Here is a 17,611-nt window from a genome sequence, read left to right on the forward strand (position 1 = left end):
TTCTACCTAACGTAGGTAGAATGGTTTCATACTATCCAATAATAATCCGCTCTTTCGGGTATTTATAGCGAGGTGGTTGTTCCCTTCCACCACTAGCTAAAATAAATGTTAAAATACCAACGCGTCCGATAAACATAAGCACAATAAGTACAAGTTTCCCAACAGTTGTTAAATCAGGCGTAACACCTGTTGATAGTCCCGTCGTTCCGAAAGCAGAACAAACTTCAACAATTAAGCTCATAAGCGGTACATTTTCCGTAATAGATAAAATGAATAGCGCAGTAGCACATAACAAAATCCCCATCGTCATAACGACAGATGCTTTCAGTACATCCTCTTCATGTAGCTGACGTTTGAAGACTCTAACTGTTCTACCACCCCTTGCAAAGGTATATAGTGACAATATACTAACAGCAAATGTTGTTGTACGTATTCCGCCCCCAACCGAACTTGGAGATGCCCCTATAAACATTAATATACTCATAAATAAAAGCGTCGGTTGTGACAATTCACGTATATCCATCGTAGCAAGTCCACCACTTCTCGTCGTCACAGATTGGAATAATGTATAAAATACAGTTTCATGCCATGACTTTCCTACTAAAAAATGATTTCTCTCCAGTAAAAAAATCATAATTGTACCAACAACAACGAGTGCAAAAAATGTTGTTGTCGTCAGTTTTGTAAATAATGAAAAACGGAATAATTGTTGTCTCCTTTTACTAAGGAATTGTTTCACTTCCATTAGCACAGGGAAACCAATCGCTCCTAAAATAATTAGTAACATATGAATCATTTGAACAATATAATCTTTTTTATAAGGAATTAATGATTGTCCTGTTAAATCAAATCCGCCGTTCGTAGTCGCACTAACAGCTGCAAAGAAACCGTGAAAATAAGCTTCTTTCCAAGTCGGAAAGTAAAGTAAAAATCTTGTACCTAATAGGATTGCTCCAATAAGTTCTATTGAAATAATTACAATCAAAATAGAACGCATCAATTCTACAAGACCCGATAAATTCCCTTGATTATGGTCTGCCATAATTAATCTTCTTCTTTGCAAACCAATCTTTTTCCCCGTAATGATCCAAACAAATGTACCAAGCGCCATAATTCCTAAGCCGCCTAATTGTAGAATAAGGGCTAAAACAATAATTCCTGCTGTAGTAAACGTATCTGAAATCGTAATAACAGACAGTCCCGTAACGCTTACCGCACTAACCGATGTAAAAAGCGCATCTATAAATGTCCATTTCACACCAGGCTTCGTAACAAACGGTAAACTAAGCAATATCACCGATACAACTACTGCTAACAAATAAAACAAAACGATGAGTTGTACAGGACGTAATTTTTGTAAAAACTTTTTTATATCTCTCATTCCATCACTTCGCTACCTTTTTTCTATCGATTAAATAAAGAAAAATCTTTACTTTCTTTATTTGTAAATAACTGCTCAAATAATTTGGCAAAGACCATTCCATATACAGTTCCATTACCTCCATACGGCAATGCGTAAAACAAATTATGTATCTTTTCGTCTTCTTTTAAAATGGGGAGACCATCATGAGTACCACCAAATGCGGCTGCCCAATAGTAGTCTGCCTGTATATTTTTATACTGCGGGAACATCTCTTTTACAATATTAATAAGGATATCACGCTTATGCAATAATTTCGTATCACCAATTGTTTGAATTTGCAGCGCTTCATCTAATCCGCCTACTATAATGCGGCTTCGATACGTTCGAAAATATAAGTAGGGCCGTGCCGTTTCCCAAATTAACGATCGCTCATGCCAGCCTTCAAACTGATCTATTTCATTTGTTACAATTGCATAAGAGGTGTCTACTGTTGTATTTTTTCTTTCTTTCTTTCCAAAAAGCGCTTCATAACCTGTCGCCATAATAATATTCTTTGCTACAATTTGATTTCCTATTTTCGTGTAACAAATTAAATCATTTTTACGTTTTTTTATATGTATTGCCTCTGTATGTTCATATATATTAGCTCCCATTTGATTTGCTTTATGCAAAAGACTGTGCGCTAATAAATACGGATTCACCTCGGCATCACCGTGTGTATATAATGCCGCTTGTTTTATGAAAGGATAACGTTTCTTAATATCAGATTCTGTAAAATACTCAACAGGAAATCCATAATTCTGTAACGTATTGTACTCCTCTTGTAAAAATGAGACATCCTCACTTTTACTTGCATAATATAAACTACTTCTCGGAATAAAATAGGGATCAATATCGAGAGTAGGTACCACTTTCTCCATTGTCCGTAACGCTTCGTAACACAGTTTATATGCTCGTACCCCTTTTTCTTCACCAAATGTATGGATAAGTGAGGTTAACGATTTATCATGAAGAAACTGTAATACACCTACATTTGCAAATGTACTACCACATGCAATTTCTCTTTTTTCAATAAGCATTACACTCATACCTATTTTCGCTAAAGAATACGCTATATGGGCACCTGCTTCGCCACTTCCGACTACAAGCACATCACATATCATATCACTTCCTAACGGTGGATAACAAGGTACTGAAACTCCTGTATTCCAAAACAACTTACCTGTCATAAGTTTCATAATTATACTCCTAAAATATAAATTTCTCCTTTCTATGTTTTGTTATTTTTCATAAAAAAATCCAACTAACATAGGCTAGTTGGATTTTTTATTTTTAATTAGAACGCTCTTCAAGCCAATTTCCAATCGTCGGATATGTTTGTTTTACAGCTGTTCCACCGTAAACGATAGACATATGCCCTGTTGGTAAACATACATATTGTTTATCTGTGCTAGAAATATGGTCTAGTAATGCTTCTACTTGACATGGCAAAGCGATATGATCACGTTTCCCGGAAATATTTAAGACATTCGCCTTAATATTTGCAAGATCTACCTTTTGTCCGCGAATAACGAGTTCACCCTTAACCAATTTATTATTTTGATAAAAATCACGAATCCACTGTCTGTATGATTCACCTGGGAACGGAATACCATCACCAACCCACTTTTGAACCAATCTCCAGCTTTCGACGAAGCGTTCATTCTCTGAACGATCTACTAGAGCAACATATGGACCAACAAAGTTCGTAATTGGCTTTAACATTTTGTTTCCGAAATCAATCATTTCTGGCGGAATATTTCCAAATGTATCAACCGCTTTATCTAAATTGAAGTATTTCTCATCTAATAAAGGACCATACAATCCTGTTTCAGAGAAATCAAAAGGACTTGTCATGAAAATTAAATTACGAATTGGCATGTGCGGATGAAGCGCTGCATAAATAGAAGTTAGCGTTCCACCCATGCAATAACCAAGTAAAGAAATCTCGTCCGATTTTGCAGTTCGCATTACTTTTTTTACTGCTTTTGCAATATAATCAAACACGAAATCATCAAATTTCAAATGACTATCTTCTAAACCAAATGTGCCCCAATCAAGCATATATACATCAAAACCACGATCCACTAGATATTCCACTAAACTATTTCCAGGAGTTAAATCCATAATATATGGTTTATTAATAAGAGCATATATTAACAGAATTGGAACTCTTTGTGTTTTTTCTTGTTTTGGAATGTAGCGATAAAGCTTCGTCTTATTCTTCGTCCAAATAACCTCTTTCGGCGTTAATCCGACTTGCGGCTCTGGTTCACGTAATAAAATTTCACTCGCCCTTTTCACTCGGCGGTATGCTTTTCGGTACTCTTCTGGGTATAGCTCTAATTGCTTTTCCCATTCTGTTGCGAATGTAGTCATTTTTCTATCTCCTTTTTGGTCGATTTCCTTCTTAAAAAAAAAGAAGTGCATTCCTGCTATGGATATGCACTTTTTTCTTACTTCATTACATATATAATCCGCCGTTAATGTTTAATTGTTGACCTGTGATATACGCACCGTCACGGCATAGGTATACTACACCTTTTGCAATTTCATCAGCTTGACCAAAACGTTTTTTCGGGATTTTTGCAACGATTTTTTGACGTACTTCTTCTGGTACTTCTGCTACCATTTCAGTATCAATAAATCCTGGGCAAATAGCATTTACAGTGACATTTGTTTTTGCAAGTTCTAACGCTAATGATTTTGTAAATCCTAACATACCCGCTTTTGCTGCTGAGTAGTTTGTTTGGCCAAATCCACCTGCTTGACCAATAATAGAAGAAATGCTAATAATTCTTCCTTCTTCTGCTTCCGTTATGTATGGAAGAACCGCACTTGTCGTATTAAATACGCTGCTTAAATTCACGTCAATTACGCGCTCCCAATCTTCACGATTTAACTTTTTGAATGTACGGTCTCTTGTAATACCAGCATTATTAACAAGAATATCAACTTTACCAAAATGATTCACAGTTTCTTCTACAAGTCGGTTTGCATCTTCTACTTTAGAAACATCCGCTTGCACTGCATAAACGTCATGTCCGTCTTTTCCTAATTCATTTACTAAATTTTCAGCTGCTTCTTTACTGCTATTATAGTTAATAACTACTTTCGCTCCCTCTTGTGCTAATGCTACTGTAATTGCTTTTCCAATTCCTTTTGCTCCACCTGTTACGATTGCTACTTTTCCATTTAATTGAACCATTTCTTTTCCCCCTTAAATGAATTTGTGAACGATTGTTATGAATCATTTTGGTACTCATACTATAGAGTCCATATATAATTATGTTTCGCTGTTTATACGTGAAAAGAGATTCTCCCTCTCTCTTTTATCTGTTATAAACAAGCGCTTTTATCATTTTTTATTTTCTGGTTTATTCGCAGGCTTTACCTCTTCTTTTACAGGTACTTGTAGTTTAGCTAGTACTGCATTTTGCTTTTCTAGCAATTCTAAAATTTGATCTATTTTTGTTTCAAGCGTACGAATATCTTGTTTTACTTTCGTTACATCACGCTTTAATGTAGGAGCTTGCCCTAAAGAATCTACTTTCTCCTCTAGAAACTCCTCAATGTTATCTACTTTATTTTCTAAGTTAATAACAAGCGTAGCCACTCTTGCGATATCCTCTTTCGTCGGCACATTTACTTGTTCTAAATAGTTTTTTGTCGTATCATTTAATGCTTTTTGATAAAACAAATTCAAATCTAGAACGCTGCCCATCCAAGCAGAATATTCTTCTGTTTTAATTGTTTCATTGAGCGCTTTTCCCCAAAATGTTTCGGTTTGTTCATAAGCATTTTTCCATGCTTGTAGTGGATCGAATTTTTGATCAATCACTTTACCTACACTCCCTTTTTCGTTTTTGAAACAATTCAACCTATTCACTATTTTCTAATATTCTGAATAAAACTTCAAGTCTATATTTTATTTTTTTCTATTTTCTAACAAATGTGTTGACTTTAAAAACAGATAGGTGTAAATTGCACTTATAAGCAAAAAATTCCATCTAACTGATTCATGAGGTGATGCACAATCATGCTACAAAATGAACCAGAACAACGCGAAAGTTTGGAGAGCAACCAAGCGAAACAACCAAACTCCATGCCAAAAAACTTCTTAGTTCCCTTCTTACTTCTCTGTCTAAAAGACTGGAGTCTTCATGGTTACAAACTTATTCAAATGCTAATGGATATCGGCTTTTCTTCTGTTGACCAAGGTAATGTTTATAGAACACTACGCAAATTAGAAAAAGAAAACCTTATTTCTTCTACTTGGGATACAAGCGATGGAGGGCCGGCAAAAAGAATTTATTCTTTAACTGAATATGGAGAGCAATATTTAACAACATGTGCGACTTCTTTTGAACATTATCAAAATATGTTGCGAACGTTTTTCACGTTATACACCAATGCATTCTTTCCATTTTCTACTTCTCCAGAAAAGGATGAAAAGGATTCTTCATCTTCACCTGGTGGTACAGCAGAGTAATCTGCGTTCACAATATGCAAAAAAACATTTGGGGGTCAAACAATGGAAACTAAACCATACGAATTAGTCGATGCATTTTGGAAAAACTGGTCTCAATCACTTTCCCTTTTCTCTTCAGCTGGGAAGCAATTAGAGCAACTTACTTTAGAAACATTAAAACAACAACAAGACGCTTTGCATAAATTAACATCAGGAGTAGATGAACTAGAAAAAGAACTACAACAACTCACTGCTCAGTTCAATAACCAATATACAGATTACGTGAAACAATTAACTGGAAACTCCTTAAATGATCAAATTAACGAGTGGCAGGACAAATGGAAGGAACTTTCTGCTCATATGCATCAGCTTACTGTTTCTCCTACAAAAACATCATTGTCAATTCTTACCCAAACAAGCGGCCAATTTGAAGAAACAACAAAACAATTTATTGAGCAACAACAATTACAACGTGAAGAGGCTCAAAAACAGTTAGAGGGTTTTTTGGAAGAGTTCAAGTCAAAACAGTTGGAACTCGCAAAAAAGTTCGAGGAAAACTCAAAAAATCTATTTACTTCCATCAAGTAAGAAAAATGTGGGAGCTAACCGCAGCACAAACAAAACTCTTTCTTCCTCCTACTACATCAAGATGGCTAACATTTTTCGATATGGAAAAGAAGGAGGACAAAATGAATCCATTTCAAGAAGCACAAACTGTTCCGGAGCTTCGCTATGATGAGATTCAAGTCGGTGATCAAGCATCCCTTACAAAAACAATTACAGATGAAGATGTTATCAATTTTGCAAAATTGACTGGGGATGTGAATCCTATTCACATTTTAGATTCTTTTGCAAAAACGACAATGTTTAAAGAACGTATTGCTCACGGTATGCTCGTTTCGAGTTTTATTTCTACCATCCTTGGAACGAAACTCCCAGGCAAAAATACGATTTATTTATCCCAAAATGTTTCATTCCGTGCCCCTGTCAAAATCGGTGATACACTTCGCGTTGTGGCAGAGGTTATTAAGAAGCGTGATGATAAAAAAATCATTACGCTTCAAACAAACATATATAATCAATCAGATGATATTGTCGTGGAAGGAACAGCGACAATACTAAAAAAAGAGTAGCAAATTTGCTACTCTTTTTTCTATCCAAGAACTTCTAATCGCACCGATTACTTCCGCGTATGAGTACGTCGTTTCCACATAAAATAACGTTACCAGTTTAGATAAGAACTTAGCTGAACTGGACTACTCATAAGGATGTGTATCAACATGGTAAAAACAAACAAATTATTAGTTCCAGGTGCAGAACAAGCACTTGAACAATTTAAATATGAAATTGCACAAGAATTTGGTGTAAGCTTAGGATCTAATACAGCATCTCGTTCTAACGGTTCAGTTGGCGGTGAAGTAACAAAACGTCTTGTTGCTTTAGCTCAACAACAATTACGTGGATAATAATATAACATATGGCTTAGAGGCAGATATTCTCTGCCTCTTTCTATTTTCAACATACATAATGGTGCTTTTTCACATACTAATCAAAACGAAAGGAGCGATCTGTAAAATGAAACGGATTAATATTAGCATGAGCCCTCCCCGCGTTCTTACTTTGTCTTTTCTTGTATTATCAGTTGTCGGCACATGTTTATTAAAACTACCCATTGCTACGACAACTTCCATTTCATGGCTCGATGCCTTATTTACAACCGTTTCCGCTTGTACTGTTACTGGACTTGGTGTTGTAGATACTGGAAAAGTATTTACTTTGTTTGGACAATGTGTCATTTTAACGCTTATACAAGTTGGCGGGCTTGGCATTATGAGCTTTGCTGTCTTAATTGCGATTATGCTCGGAAGAAAAATCGGTCTTCAAAATCGAATTTTACTGCAACAAGCATTAAATCAAACGAATATCGGCGGCATCATCCGTCTTGCCAAAGCATTATTTTTATTCTCTTTTACAGTCGAATGTATCGCTACTATAATTCTTTCTTTTGAATGGGTACCAAAATATGGGGTTATGAAAGGGATCTATTATAGTTTTTTCCATTCAATCTCAGCCTTTAACAATGCTGGCTTTTCTGTGTGGAGCGATAATTTAATGTCCCATTCTCATAGCATTCTTGTCAATCTCGTCATTTCCTCTCTCATCATCTTAGGTGGAATTGGTTTTACAGTAATCGTAGACATAAAAAGAAAGAAAAACTTTAAAAACCTTACACTACATTCAAAACTTATGCTCTCTTCTACTCTAATCGTCAACATTATTGCTACCCTTTTTATTTTTATATTCGAGTTCCATAACTCCCTTTCTATGAGAGGTTTTACCCCATTTGAAGAAGGATTGGCCTCTTATTTTCAAGCAATTTCAACGCGAACTGCCGGGTTTAATACTGTTGATATTTCTACATTGTCAAAACCTTCTCTCCTATTAATGATGCTCCTTATGTTTATTGGTGCTGGTAGCGCTTCAACTGGTGGTGGGATTAAGTTAACAACATTTTTAATCATATTTTTTGGCGTATTTAAATTTTTACAAGAACAAGAGGATATTGTCGTATTTAAAAAATCCATTAAAGATACTCTCATTGTCAAATCATTAACCATTACTATTATTTCCATTTCATTTATCTTTTTTGCTATTTTAATTTTGAGTATTACTGAGCGAGTTCCTCTATTGATGAGTGCTTTCGAAGTATTTTCAGCATTTGGGACTGTTGGCCTCAGTATGAATTTAACACCCCACTTAACTATAATCGGAAAAGCTATTATTATCTTTATGATGTTTTTCGGGAAAATGGGTCCTTTAACATTGGCTTTTTCATTTGCTCGTAAAAAGAACCTGAAAATAAAATATCCGAATGAAGATATTTTAACAGGTTGACAACCGTATAAATTATCCATATAATGAGAATACAATAACATATCTCCAAAGGGGAGTAGCGTCCAAGAATATTTCTTGGAAACAAAGTCGTCATTACGTAGAACTTAGTTCTTCCGGCTTTGTTGGCATTTTTTATTACATATGTCTAGCAAGACCTTTGCCTATTAACGGCAGAGGTCTTTTTTGCATTCACTTCCAGATTTTTCCAAAGTTAATAGGCAGGAGTATGGGGAAACTAAATAGTGGGGAAATTCTTCACTTATTTAGAACTTATAGAAATGAGAGGAGAATGTACATGGATGTATCATTATTATTGGAGTATGGTTGGGTATTACTCATCCTAATTGCACTTGAAGGGATTTTAGCGGCTGATAACGCTCTTGTTCTTGCAATTATGGTAAAACATTTACCAGAAGAAAAACGAAAGAAAGCACTATTTTATGGATTAGCGGGGGCATTTGTTTTCCGATTTGGATCGTTATTTATGATTTCGTTCTTAGTCGATGTATGGCAAGTGCAAGCAATCGGTGCCATCTACCTTATGTTTATCGCTGGTAATCACTTATTTAAAACATATGTTAAAAAGAATACAGATGAAGAAACAGAAGAAAAAGAAGCAAAGAAAAAACAAGAGAACTTTTGGTGGACTGTATTTAAAGTTGAGGTTGCTGATATCGCCTTCGCAGTTGATTCAATTTTAGCTGCTGTTGCACTAGCAATGACTTTACCAAAAACAGGATTAGGTACAATTGGTAGTCTTGATACTGGGCAATTCGCTGTTATCTTTGTAGGTGGACTTATCGGATTAATCATTATGCGATTTGCAGCAACTGCTTTCGTACAAATCTTAAAACGTAAACCAGGACTTGAAACCGCAGCATTCTTAATTGTAGGTTGGGTTGGTGTGAAGCTAGCAGTTTATACATTAGCACACCCTGCATTAAATGTAATTCCACATTCATTCCCAGAATCCACTCCGTGGAAGCTTACATTCTGGATTGTATTAGTCGGAATCGCAGTTGGTGGTTGGTTCTTCTCAAAAGAAGTAGAAGTAAAAGTAGAAAAGAATTTAGACGAAAAAGCGCTGTAATTACAGCGCTTTTTCTTTTTTCTTTCTTCCTCTCAATGTCCAGAAAAAATTCCATTATACTACCTTTTGTAAACGTTTTCTTAATGTATGTATGTCCTTTTTGTGAAACATTGCACAAACTTATTGAAAGTGAGAACAATTCCATGTACTTTATTCATATAAGGAGTATTTATAGAAGATTTACTAAAGGAGCGTATTACTCATGCTAGAACAAGGACTAGATTATGTTGTCAAACTGGCTAAAAGCAAAAAGAAAATACTAGATACAAACCCAATGCAATATTTCATTCGTGCTGCACTTGCGGGTATTTATATCGGTTTTATTATTGTACTATGTTTTAAATTAGGTAACTTTTTTCACATTGCAGATTCACCAGCAACTTATTTAGCTGCTTCTATGTTTTTCGGGATTGCTCTCGTACTTATTATATATGGCGGTGCTGAATTGTTTACTGGGAACACAATGTACTTTACTGTAGCAACTTTAAGAAAAGAAACAACGATTTCTGATACACTACGTAACTGGGTTGCTTGTTATGCAGGTAACTTAGCCGGCGCGTTATTCTTTGCCTTACTATTTTACGCAACTGGAATTTTTGAAGCAATTGATCACGGTCACTTAATGAATAAAGTCGTTGAAGGAAAGATGAACACACCTACAATGCAGTTATTCTTTAAAGCCATTTTATGTAACTGGCTCGTATGTCTTGCTTGTTTCTTACCTTCTCAGGTTAAAGGTGACACAGCAAAAATAATAGTCATGATGCTACTTGTTTTCACATTCTTCTTATCTGGTTACGAACATAGTATTGCAAACTTATCACTCTTTGCTTTATCTTTAGTTTCACCGCATCCTGAGACAATTTCTTTTTCAGGTGCTATTCATAACTTAATTCCTGTTACAATCGGTAACATTATTGGCGGATCAGTATTTGTCGGTATGGTATACCACTACTTAACAAAGAAAACACCTGAAGTTCAACAGGAAGAAACTGAAATCGCAGTAGCTCAACAAGAAGAGATTATTCCTTTACAAGCACATATGAAACACTAAAAACTCCAAAGTTTTACTTTGGAGTTTTTAGCTTCCCACGTATTTAACAACAAGGTGAGGATTAATTTCTCCTTCTTCCTTTCCCTTATCCATTCTCTGTTTCATCTTGTGCATACCGATGACATCATTCGTATGAAGGTGAATTTCATTTACATATAATCCCTCTGTACAAAAAGCTTCTACAAAATCTAGTCCATTTTTTGCTCCCCAGCCCATATTATAATCAAGAGAAAGAATATTCACATCATAATCCCGAACCATTTGCAAGGCACATTCTACTGTAGTTGCGGACACATACCCGAACGGGCAACTTCTTTGATCATCCATATATACGTTCATTTTCGATTCCCTCTCTAATTTGAATAAACAGCTAATACATAGCACATTGCCCCAAGACTAATAAAAGGACCAAATGGAATTGGCTTTCGTACTTCTATACGTTTTAATCCGATACCAATCCCGAAAAAACAAAGACTAAAACAAGATGCTAAAAATAAAACGATAAAAACTCCCTTCACTCCTACTATAAAACCAAGTAACGAAAGTAGTTTTATATCTCCTCCGCCAAGCCCTTCTGGATATATCTTTTGCATGCAATATAACAAAAGGAATATAACACCACTACCAACTATACTATCTGTCCAAGTAACTAATTGTACAAAAACACTTTCGAGAATGAGTAAAACCGCAAACGAAATTAAAATACAATCAGGAATTAACATATATAAGTAATCTGTAACTGAAATAATAAGAAGTAGCGAAAAAAGGGATAAAATGATAATAAGTTCTCGTTCTATTCCAATCATATACACGGTAAGAAGAAATATACTTCCTGTTATACATTCAAATGCTACATATATAATTGGAATTTTCCTCTTACAATTCGTACAACAGCCTCTTTGTATATAAAATGAAATGATGGGGATTAGTTCTTTTGGCCTTAGCACATATTTGCAATAATAACAATGTGAACGCGGGGTAATAATAGACGCACCTAATGGAACCCTCACCGCAACTAACATAAAAAAAGAACCAAACACCATCCCTGCTAACAGTGCATATAAATAAGTGAACATCCCTTCCTCTCCTTTCCCAAAAAACATAGCAAAAAAAGGAGAGAACTTCTACTTCATATTATCCTTTATTCTACTAAAAAAGCAGGCCATTTTCCGGCCTGCTTTCCCCTCTTTTATACGATGAAATATACTGCTTTTAATGGTCCATGTACTCCGACAACAAGATTCATCTCAATGTCAGCCGAGTTACTTGGCCCTGTAATAAAGTTAATACAAGATGCCGCTGTCTCCCCATTTTCTACGCGTGAGTTCATATCCTGAACTGCTTGTGTAATACGAGGCACAAGTGTTTCACGTGGAATAATAGCAAAATATACAGTCGGTAAAAAGTGTAAAGAACGTCCCTGCCCTTTATGACTTTGTACAACAATTGTACCAGATTCGGCTAATGTATAATCACTAAATGCAATACCAATATTCGCTTTTTCAGCTAAACGCATATTTTCGTCTTTTCTCTCTGGATCCCATACGTTTACTTCAACGTCTCGCTTTGGAAGTTCTTCTTTAAATAAAGATGTTAAACCATATGCATCAAAACGATCATCTGCTGATAATAAAATAGGTCCCCCGCCGTTTTCCATGATTACTTTTTGAAGGTCTTCACCTAAACGGTCATTTGTCGTTTCTACTACAGTTGTATGAATGTTTGTACATTGCTTTTTAAACACTTCTAGTAATTCTTCTTGTGAATAATCTTTTAACGTTTCTATATTCACATTACTTTTCCATACTGGACGCTCTACACCTTCTGTTTTACGTGCGCGCCCAAGTTCTTTTGCAATGTTATCTAGAAAGGCATCACGGTTTTGAATTAATCCTGTCATTATTTATCCCCGCCTTTCTTATGATCTTTATACCAATCACGGAATCGTTCTTTACTTGGAGCTGGGAATTCACGAATATCCGTCCAGTTTTTAAGTGGTCCAACACCTTTTGATACACGATTACCAGATGTAAATGGACTCATTGCCGCTGGTGCCATTTTTGAACCCATTTTATATAAAGCAGCTGAAGAAGCACCCATACTAAACATTTTCATCGCTAGTTTTTCTGCAAGTGGTGCACGACCTTCTTGCTCAACGATGACTTGACGATGTTTTAATAATAAATCATGCAATGGAATTTTTACTGGACAAGCTTCTGTACATGCTCCGCATAAACTAGATGCATAAGGAAGCTCTTTGTAATCATCATATCCACCTAGAAGCGGTGTTAATACCGCACCGATTGGTCCTGAGTAAATCGATCCATATGAATGTCCACCAACGTGACGATATACAGGACATACGTTAACACAAGCAGCGCAACGAATACATTGTAATACGGAACGGAATTCAGATCCAAGAATTTGAGAGCGACCATTATCAACAACCACTAAATGGAATTCTTCAGGTCCATCAACTTCCTCTTCTTGAATTGGTCCTGCTACTGTTACATAACTTGTTAATTTTTGACCTACTGCACTACGACATAGTAAACCAACTAAAACATCTAATTCTTCCATTGTCGGAACCATACGTTCCATACCCATTACCGCAATTTGTGTTTTAGGAATTGACATAACAAGATCTGCATTACCTTCATTCGTTACTAAACAAAGAGATCCAGTATTGGCAACAGCAAAGTTACAACCAGTTACACCAATTTCTGCATCCATAAATTTCTCACGAAGTTGTTTACGAACAAACTTTGTCATTTCATATGGGTCATCAGAATTTTCATAGCCTAGCTTTTCTTTAAATACATCGCGAATTTGCGTTCTATTTTTATGAAGTGCAGGTGCAATAATATGTGAAGGTGGATCATTATCTACTTGCAAGATATACTCTCCTAAGTCACTCTCTAATACTTCACAGCCAATCTCTTCAAGCGCATGATTCATACTAATTTCTTCTGTTACCATCGACTTTGATTTTACTACTTTTTTCGCTTGTTTCTTTTTGGCAACGTCTTGAATATACTTTGCAGCTTCCTCTTTCGTCTTCGCAAAGTACACGTGTCCGCCTCTTTTTGATACATTTTCACTTAACTGCATTAAGTAATAATCCAGATTTTCTAACGTATGTTGACGAATTTGTTCACCTAGTTCACGCCACTCTTCCCAGTTTCCTAATTCATCTGCAGCTTTTAAGCGATTCGTATATAAACGCGTTTGTGCAGAAGATACTGCTCCGCGCATAAACGAATCTTGAATTCCATCACCAACGCGATCATTAAATTTTTTCTCACTGATTTTCATAGACATAGCTTATGTTCCCCCTTCATGAGCGACTATTCAGTACCTCAGCAATATGCATTACTTTTACTTCTTTTCCTAAACGCTCAATACGTCCGCCAATGTTTAACAAACACCCACAATCTGCACCGATTAAATAATCTGCACCTGTTTCCATGACACTATCTACTTTTTCGTCTACCATTTGCTCAGAAATTGGAGTCATCTTAACTGAAAACGTTCCCCCAAACCCGCAACAATTTTGCACGTTTGGTAAATCTCTCACAGTTAATCCTTTTACATTTGATAATAAAATTCCTGGTGCTTCTTTTACTCCAAGCATACGCGTCATATGACATGATTTATGAATAGTAGCTATCCCTGGTAAACTTGCACCAACATCTGTAACTTTTAAAACATCTACAATAAACTGTGTAAATTCATAAGTTTTATCAGCAACTTTTTGTGCACGTTTAGCCCACTTTGGATCATCTTTGAAAACATGCGGATACTCATGAAACATTGTCGCACAAGAACCAGATGGCGTAACAATATATTCTGCATCTTCGAAAGTTTCAATCATATGTTTCATCGCTTCTTTTGCTGCTTCTACATGGCCGCTATTATAAGCAGGCTGCCCACAACAAACTTGTGCTTCTGGAAATTCAATTTCACAACCTAAACGCTCCAACACTTCAACTGTTGCTTTGCCGACATTTGTTTCAAACATATCGACTAAACAAGTAACAAATAAAGTAACTTTCATAACTATTACTCCCCCTTTTTACAACTTCACCAACAAACATATGGTCATCAGATGACTTAGTAGAGAAGAAATAGGCTCAACCATGGCCTATCCTCTCCCTCTTCTAAAGAAAACGCTTACTTAATCTTTCTCTATTTTATCAGAAAATTAAATTTTTAAAAGATTAAATTACGAATTTATATCGTTTTTACCTGTGACAATATGTTCTACATTTGTTAAATGATCTAGCATTGCTTGCTGCGCTAATTCTACATCTTGTTTTAACACCGCATCATATATAACTTGATGCTCTTCTATAAGTCGTTCTGATGTCGTTTGTTCACCATATAAAATAATGCGTCTTGATTCACCAATTGTTTCAGCAATCATCTCTGAAACATGATTCATGAGTTCAAGCAAAATGTTATTATGCGAAGACTCTGCAATTCCCATATGAAATTGAAAATCGGCTTTTTCACCAGCCTTTTCATCTCCAATGCTCTTTGCCATTTCATCTAACCAATGTTTCATATTTTGTAAATTATCTTCCGTACGTTTTGCCGCCGCTACTCGAACTGCCCCCACTTCAAGCACCTTTCGTACTTCTAATAAATTCAAAATATCTTCTTTCTTCATTAATAATCTATTGTTTAATGATTTCGTTAATGAAGAAGAATCGAAGTTCTTCACATATGTACCTTCTCCTTGTTTCATCTCAATTAAGCCCATCGCTCTTAGCGCACTTAGCGCTTCACGAACAGCAGATCTGCCAACTTGAAACTGCTCAGCTAATTGATGCACAGGGAGTAGTTTGTCACCAGGTTTTAACGTACCATTTTTAATCATTGTTAAAATAGCTTCAGATACTTCTTCGTAAATTTTTTTCGGTTTAATAGATTTGTACTCCAGTTAAATCACCTCAGTATCTTCCAAACAACAATTGAAACGATTTATAAGAACTTTGCATCATAACTATTTTAGACCGAATTGATAAGAAGTACAAATGTTTTGTTCATAAAATAGTCAAATTTTCGATATTTATTACATATTAATTTATATTTTACGTGTAAAGTGAAACTTTAATCAGTGGGGTTTTGTTCATCGCCCACTGATTATTAGCTCTCACCAATCGGGCTTTTACGGGCAGCAGGGCCTCCACCTAACTTCTTTGCTTCCGTTGAATTTTGAGGTGAGGGTCTTACTGCCCGGCGAATAGCGGGATAAATATTTTCTTCAATATAAAGAACATGTCCTAAAAATTAGAACATGCTCCCCTCATCCTGTACATTCAGTTTAATAATAACCGTTGTTCCCTTATCTTTTTCACTTTCAATTTTCCACTGTCCACCATGTATATGAACAATTTGTTTCACAATAGCAAGGCCTAAACCTGTTCCACCGTGTTGACGACTTCTCGCTTTATCAACTCGGTAAAAGCGTTCTCCAAGATTCTCCAAATGTTCTATATCAATACCAATTCCTGTATCTTTTATTTTTAATTCACAGTAATCATCGATTTGCTCTAAAGTTATAACGATATTTCCTTTTTGATTTGTATACCGTATCGCATTATCTAACACATTATGAAGCACTTGTTGCATACGATCCTCATCAATCATGACAATGACCTCTGGATTTAAATTGGTTGAAATATGAATTTCCTTTTCTATAAACTTAATCTCATACGTATCTAATACGTCTTCAATCAGCTGTGAAAAAACGATAGGTTGCTTCTTTAACGGAAAGTGCTCACCTTCTAATTGTGCTAAGTCTAACAAGTCATGAACGAGACGCTGCATACGACCTGCTTCTTTATGAATTAGCTGCGTTACTTTTTCCTGCTGCGGTCCCTTTGCAACACCATCTAAAATAGCCTCGCTATACCCTTTTATATAACTAAGTGGTGTTCTAAGTTCATGCGAAACATTTGCTAAAAATTCCTTACGCTTTACATCTTCTGTTTCTAATGAATTTGCCATTTTATTAAATGCTTTTCCTAATCGTCCAATTTCATCCTCTGAAGAAACTGTAATCCGCTCCGAAAAATCTCCCGTAGCCAAATGATTTGCAACCCGCTCCATTTGCGAAAGTGGCTTCGTAATTGCAATTATAATTTTCCTTCCAACCCATATCGTAATTAAAATCATAGCAATTGCTAACGGTGCTAAAATAAGACCCATATCATAGATTAAATCTTTTATACTTTTTAAAGGAATATACGAATAGACAATTCCGACTAATTTTTTATTTTCCAATACAGGGATGACAACCCCCATAATATTACGGTCAAAATGTTCTTCATATCCTATTTTTGTCACAGTTTTCCCGTCTAATAGCGTTTGCCTATCTCCTTCACTTATAAGAGAATGATGATGCACATCAAAAGGCAAACATGCACTTAAATCACGCGGATTAGACACGAAAATAACGTCTGAACTAGATATTTGATCAAACGATCTTACTTTCTCTTCAAAAGTTGATATTCCTTCACGCTTATCATATTGAGCAGCAAGACTTTTTCCTTCCATTACTAACGAAGCTTTTAAATTATCAACGTATAATTTTTCATACGAGTATAAAGATACGAAATAAAGAAAGGACACTGTTACACATACTGCACATACTACTGTAAGCCAAAGTTTTTGTACCATCGTAAACATACG

Annotated in this window: 19 protein-coding genes; 7 read left to right on the forward strand and 12 right to left on the reverse strand. The window is 35.6% G+C overall.

All coding sequences use genetic code 11. The features are described from left to right. Window positions 1-31: 31 nt before the first annotated feature. From ACTFR3_RS13190 to phaR, 5 genes are all read right to left on the reverse strand, one after another. Window positions 32-1,381: a TrkH family potassium uptake protein gene (locus ACTFR3_RS13190; protein ID WP_001204705.1), complete on the reverse strand. Its 1,350-nt coding sequence runs from the start codon at window positions 1,379-1,381 to the stop codon at window positions 32-34. Window positions 1,382-1,404: 23 nt separating this feature from the next. Next, entirely contained in the window at window positions 1,405-2,601 is a 1,197-nt protein-coding gene (locus ACTFR3_RS13195) for an NAD(P)/FAD-dependent oxidoreductase (RefSeq protein WP_000772577.1), read from the reverse strand. A gap of 94 nt (window positions 2,602-2,695) precedes the next feature. Continuing rightward, window positions 2,696-3,781 carry a class III poly(R)-hydroxyalkanoic acid synthase subunit PhaC gene (phaC, locus tag ACTFR3_RS13200; protein ID WP_000206336.1) on the reverse strand — a complete coding sequence of 362 codons (1,086 nt, stop codon included), beginning with the start codon at window positions 3,779-3,781 and terminating at the stop codon, window positions 2,696-2,698. A gap of 85 nt (window positions 3,782-3,866) precedes the next feature. Next, entirely contained in the window at window positions 3,867-4,610 is a 744-nt protein-coding gene (locus ACTFR3_RS13205; RefSeq protein ID WP_000250409.1) for an acetoacetyl-CoA reductase, read from the reverse strand. Window positions 4,611-4,760: 150 nt separating this feature from the next. Continuing rightward, window positions 4,761-5,243, reverse strand: a complete 483-nt coding sequence (gene phaR, locus ACTFR3_RS13210) for a polyhydroxyalkanoic acid synthase subunit PhaR (protein WP_440044468.1) — start codon at window positions 5,241-5,243, stop codon at window positions 4,761-4,763. 198 nt (window positions 5,244-5,441) lie between these two features. Between phaR and phaQ the strand changes: the two genes are divergently transcribed. From phaQ to ACTFR3_RS13245, 7 genes are all read left to right on the forward strand, one after another. Then, on the forward strand, window positions 5,442-5,894 hold the full coding sequence (gene phaQ / locus ACTFR3_RS13215) for a poly-beta-hydroxybutyrate-responsive repressor (protein WP_000939955.1): 453 nt from the start codon (window positions 5,442-5,444) through the stop codon (window positions 5,892-5,894). Between the two features lie 42 nt (window positions 5,895-5,936). Continuing rightward, window positions 5,937-6,461: a polyhydroxyalkanoic acid inclusion protein PhaP gene (gene phaP, locus ACTFR3_RS13220; protein WP_000448594.1), complete on the forward strand. Its 525-nt coding sequence runs from the start codon at window positions 5,937-5,939 to the stop codon at window positions 6,459-6,461. A 101-nt stretch (window positions 6,462-6,562) separates the two neighbouring features. Continuing rightward, entirely contained in the window at window positions 6,563-7,006 is a 444-nt protein-coding gene (locus ACTFR3_RS13225; protein ID WP_001067916.1) for a MaoC family dehydratase, read from the forward strand. A gap of 147 nt (window positions 7,007-7,153) precedes the next feature. Then, window positions 7,154-7,339 carry an alpha/beta-type small acid-soluble spore protein gene (locus tag ACTFR3_RS13230; RefSeq protein ID WP_000241212.1) on the forward strand — a complete coding sequence of 62 codons (186 nt, stop codon included), beginning with the start codon at window positions 7,154-7,156 and terminating at the stop codon, window positions 7,337-7,339. 109 nt (window positions 7,340-7,448) lie between these two features. Further along, a complete protein-coding gene (locus ACTFR3_RS13235) occupies window positions 7,449-8,768 on the forward strand; it encodes a TrkH family potassium uptake protein (protein WP_000822360.1) in 1,320 nt (439 codons plus the stop codon). 295 nt (window positions 8,769-9,063) lie between these two features. Next, complete coding sequence (locus tag ACTFR3_RS13240; protein ID WP_000383314.1) at window positions 9,064-9,858, forward strand: TerC family protein; 795 nt, start codon at window positions 9,064-9,066, stop codon at window positions 9,856-9,858. Between the two features lie 202 nt (window positions 9,859-10,060). After that, window positions 10,061-10,912 (forward strand): formate/nitrite transporter family protein, encoded by an 852-nt coding sequence (locus ACTFR3_RS13245; protein WP_000893025.1) that lies wholly within the window; start codon window positions 10,061-10,063, stop codon window positions 10,910-10,912. Window positions 10,913-10,939: 27 nt separating this feature from the next. Here the strand turns inward: ACTFR3_RS13245 and ACTFR3_RS13250 are convergent, their stop codons facing one another. The 7 genes from ACTFR3_RS13250 to ACTFR3_RS13280 all read right to left on the reverse strand — a co-directional run bounded on the left by ACTFR3_RS13250 (window position 10,940) and on the right by ACTFR3_RS13280 (window position 17,608). Next, window positions 10,940-11,251, reverse strand: a complete 312-nt coding sequence (locus ACTFR3_RS13250) for a cyclic-phosphate processing receiver domain-containing protein (RefSeq protein ID WP_001103770.1) — start codon at window positions 11,249-11,251, stop codon at window positions 10,940-10,942. Window positions 11,252-11,265: 14 nt separating this feature from the next. Then, the gene (locus ACTFR3_RS13255) at window positions 11,266-11,988 is read right to left on the reverse strand and encodes a prepilin peptidase (RefSeq protein ID WP_000495726.1); all 723 of its coding nucleotides are present in this window, start codon (window positions 11,986-11,988) and stop codon (window positions 11,266-11,268) included. Between the two features lie 113 nt (window positions 11,989-12,101). Continuing rightward, a complete protein-coding gene (locus ACTFR3_RS13260) occupies window positions 12,102-12,812 on the reverse strand; it encodes a LutC/YkgG family protein (protein ID WP_000147187.1) in 711 nt (236 codons plus the stop codon). After that, complete coding sequence (locus ACTFR3_RS13265) at window positions 12,812-14,233, reverse strand: LutB/LldF family L-lactate oxidation iron-sulfur protein (RefSeq protein ID WP_000061930.1); 1,422 nt, start codon at window positions 14,231-14,233, stop codon at window positions 12,812-12,814. The genes ACTFR3_RS13260 and ACTFR3_RS13265 overlap by 1 nt, the downstream gene beginning before the upstream one ends. 16 nt (window positions 14,234-14,249) lie before the next feature. After that, window positions 14,250-14,969, reverse strand: coding sequence for a (Fe-S)-binding protein (locus ACTFR3_RS13270; RefSeq protein ID WP_000869148.1), 720 nt, complete (start codon window positions 14,967-14,969; stop codon window positions 14,250-14,252). A gap of 168 nt (window positions 14,970-15,137) precedes the next feature. Then, window positions 15,138-15,827: a FadR/GntR family transcriptional regulator gene (locus ACTFR3_RS13275; protein WP_254904515.1), complete on the reverse strand. Its 690-nt coding sequence runs from the start codon at window positions 15,825-15,827 to the stop codon at window positions 15,138-15,140. A 380-nt stretch (window positions 15,828-16,207) separates the two neighbouring features. Beyond that, entirely contained in the window at window positions 16,208-17,608 is a 1,401-nt protein-coding gene (locus ACTFR3_RS13280; RefSeq protein WP_000494796.1) for a sensor histidine kinase, read from the reverse strand. Between the last annotated feature and the right edge of the window lie 3 nt (window positions 17,609-17,611).

This window comes from Bacillus cereus group sp. MYBK14-1, from assembly GCF_051916885.1.
Classification (GTDB): Bacteria; Bacillota; Bacilli; order Bacillales; family Bacillaceae_G; genus Bacillus_A; species Bacillus_A cereus.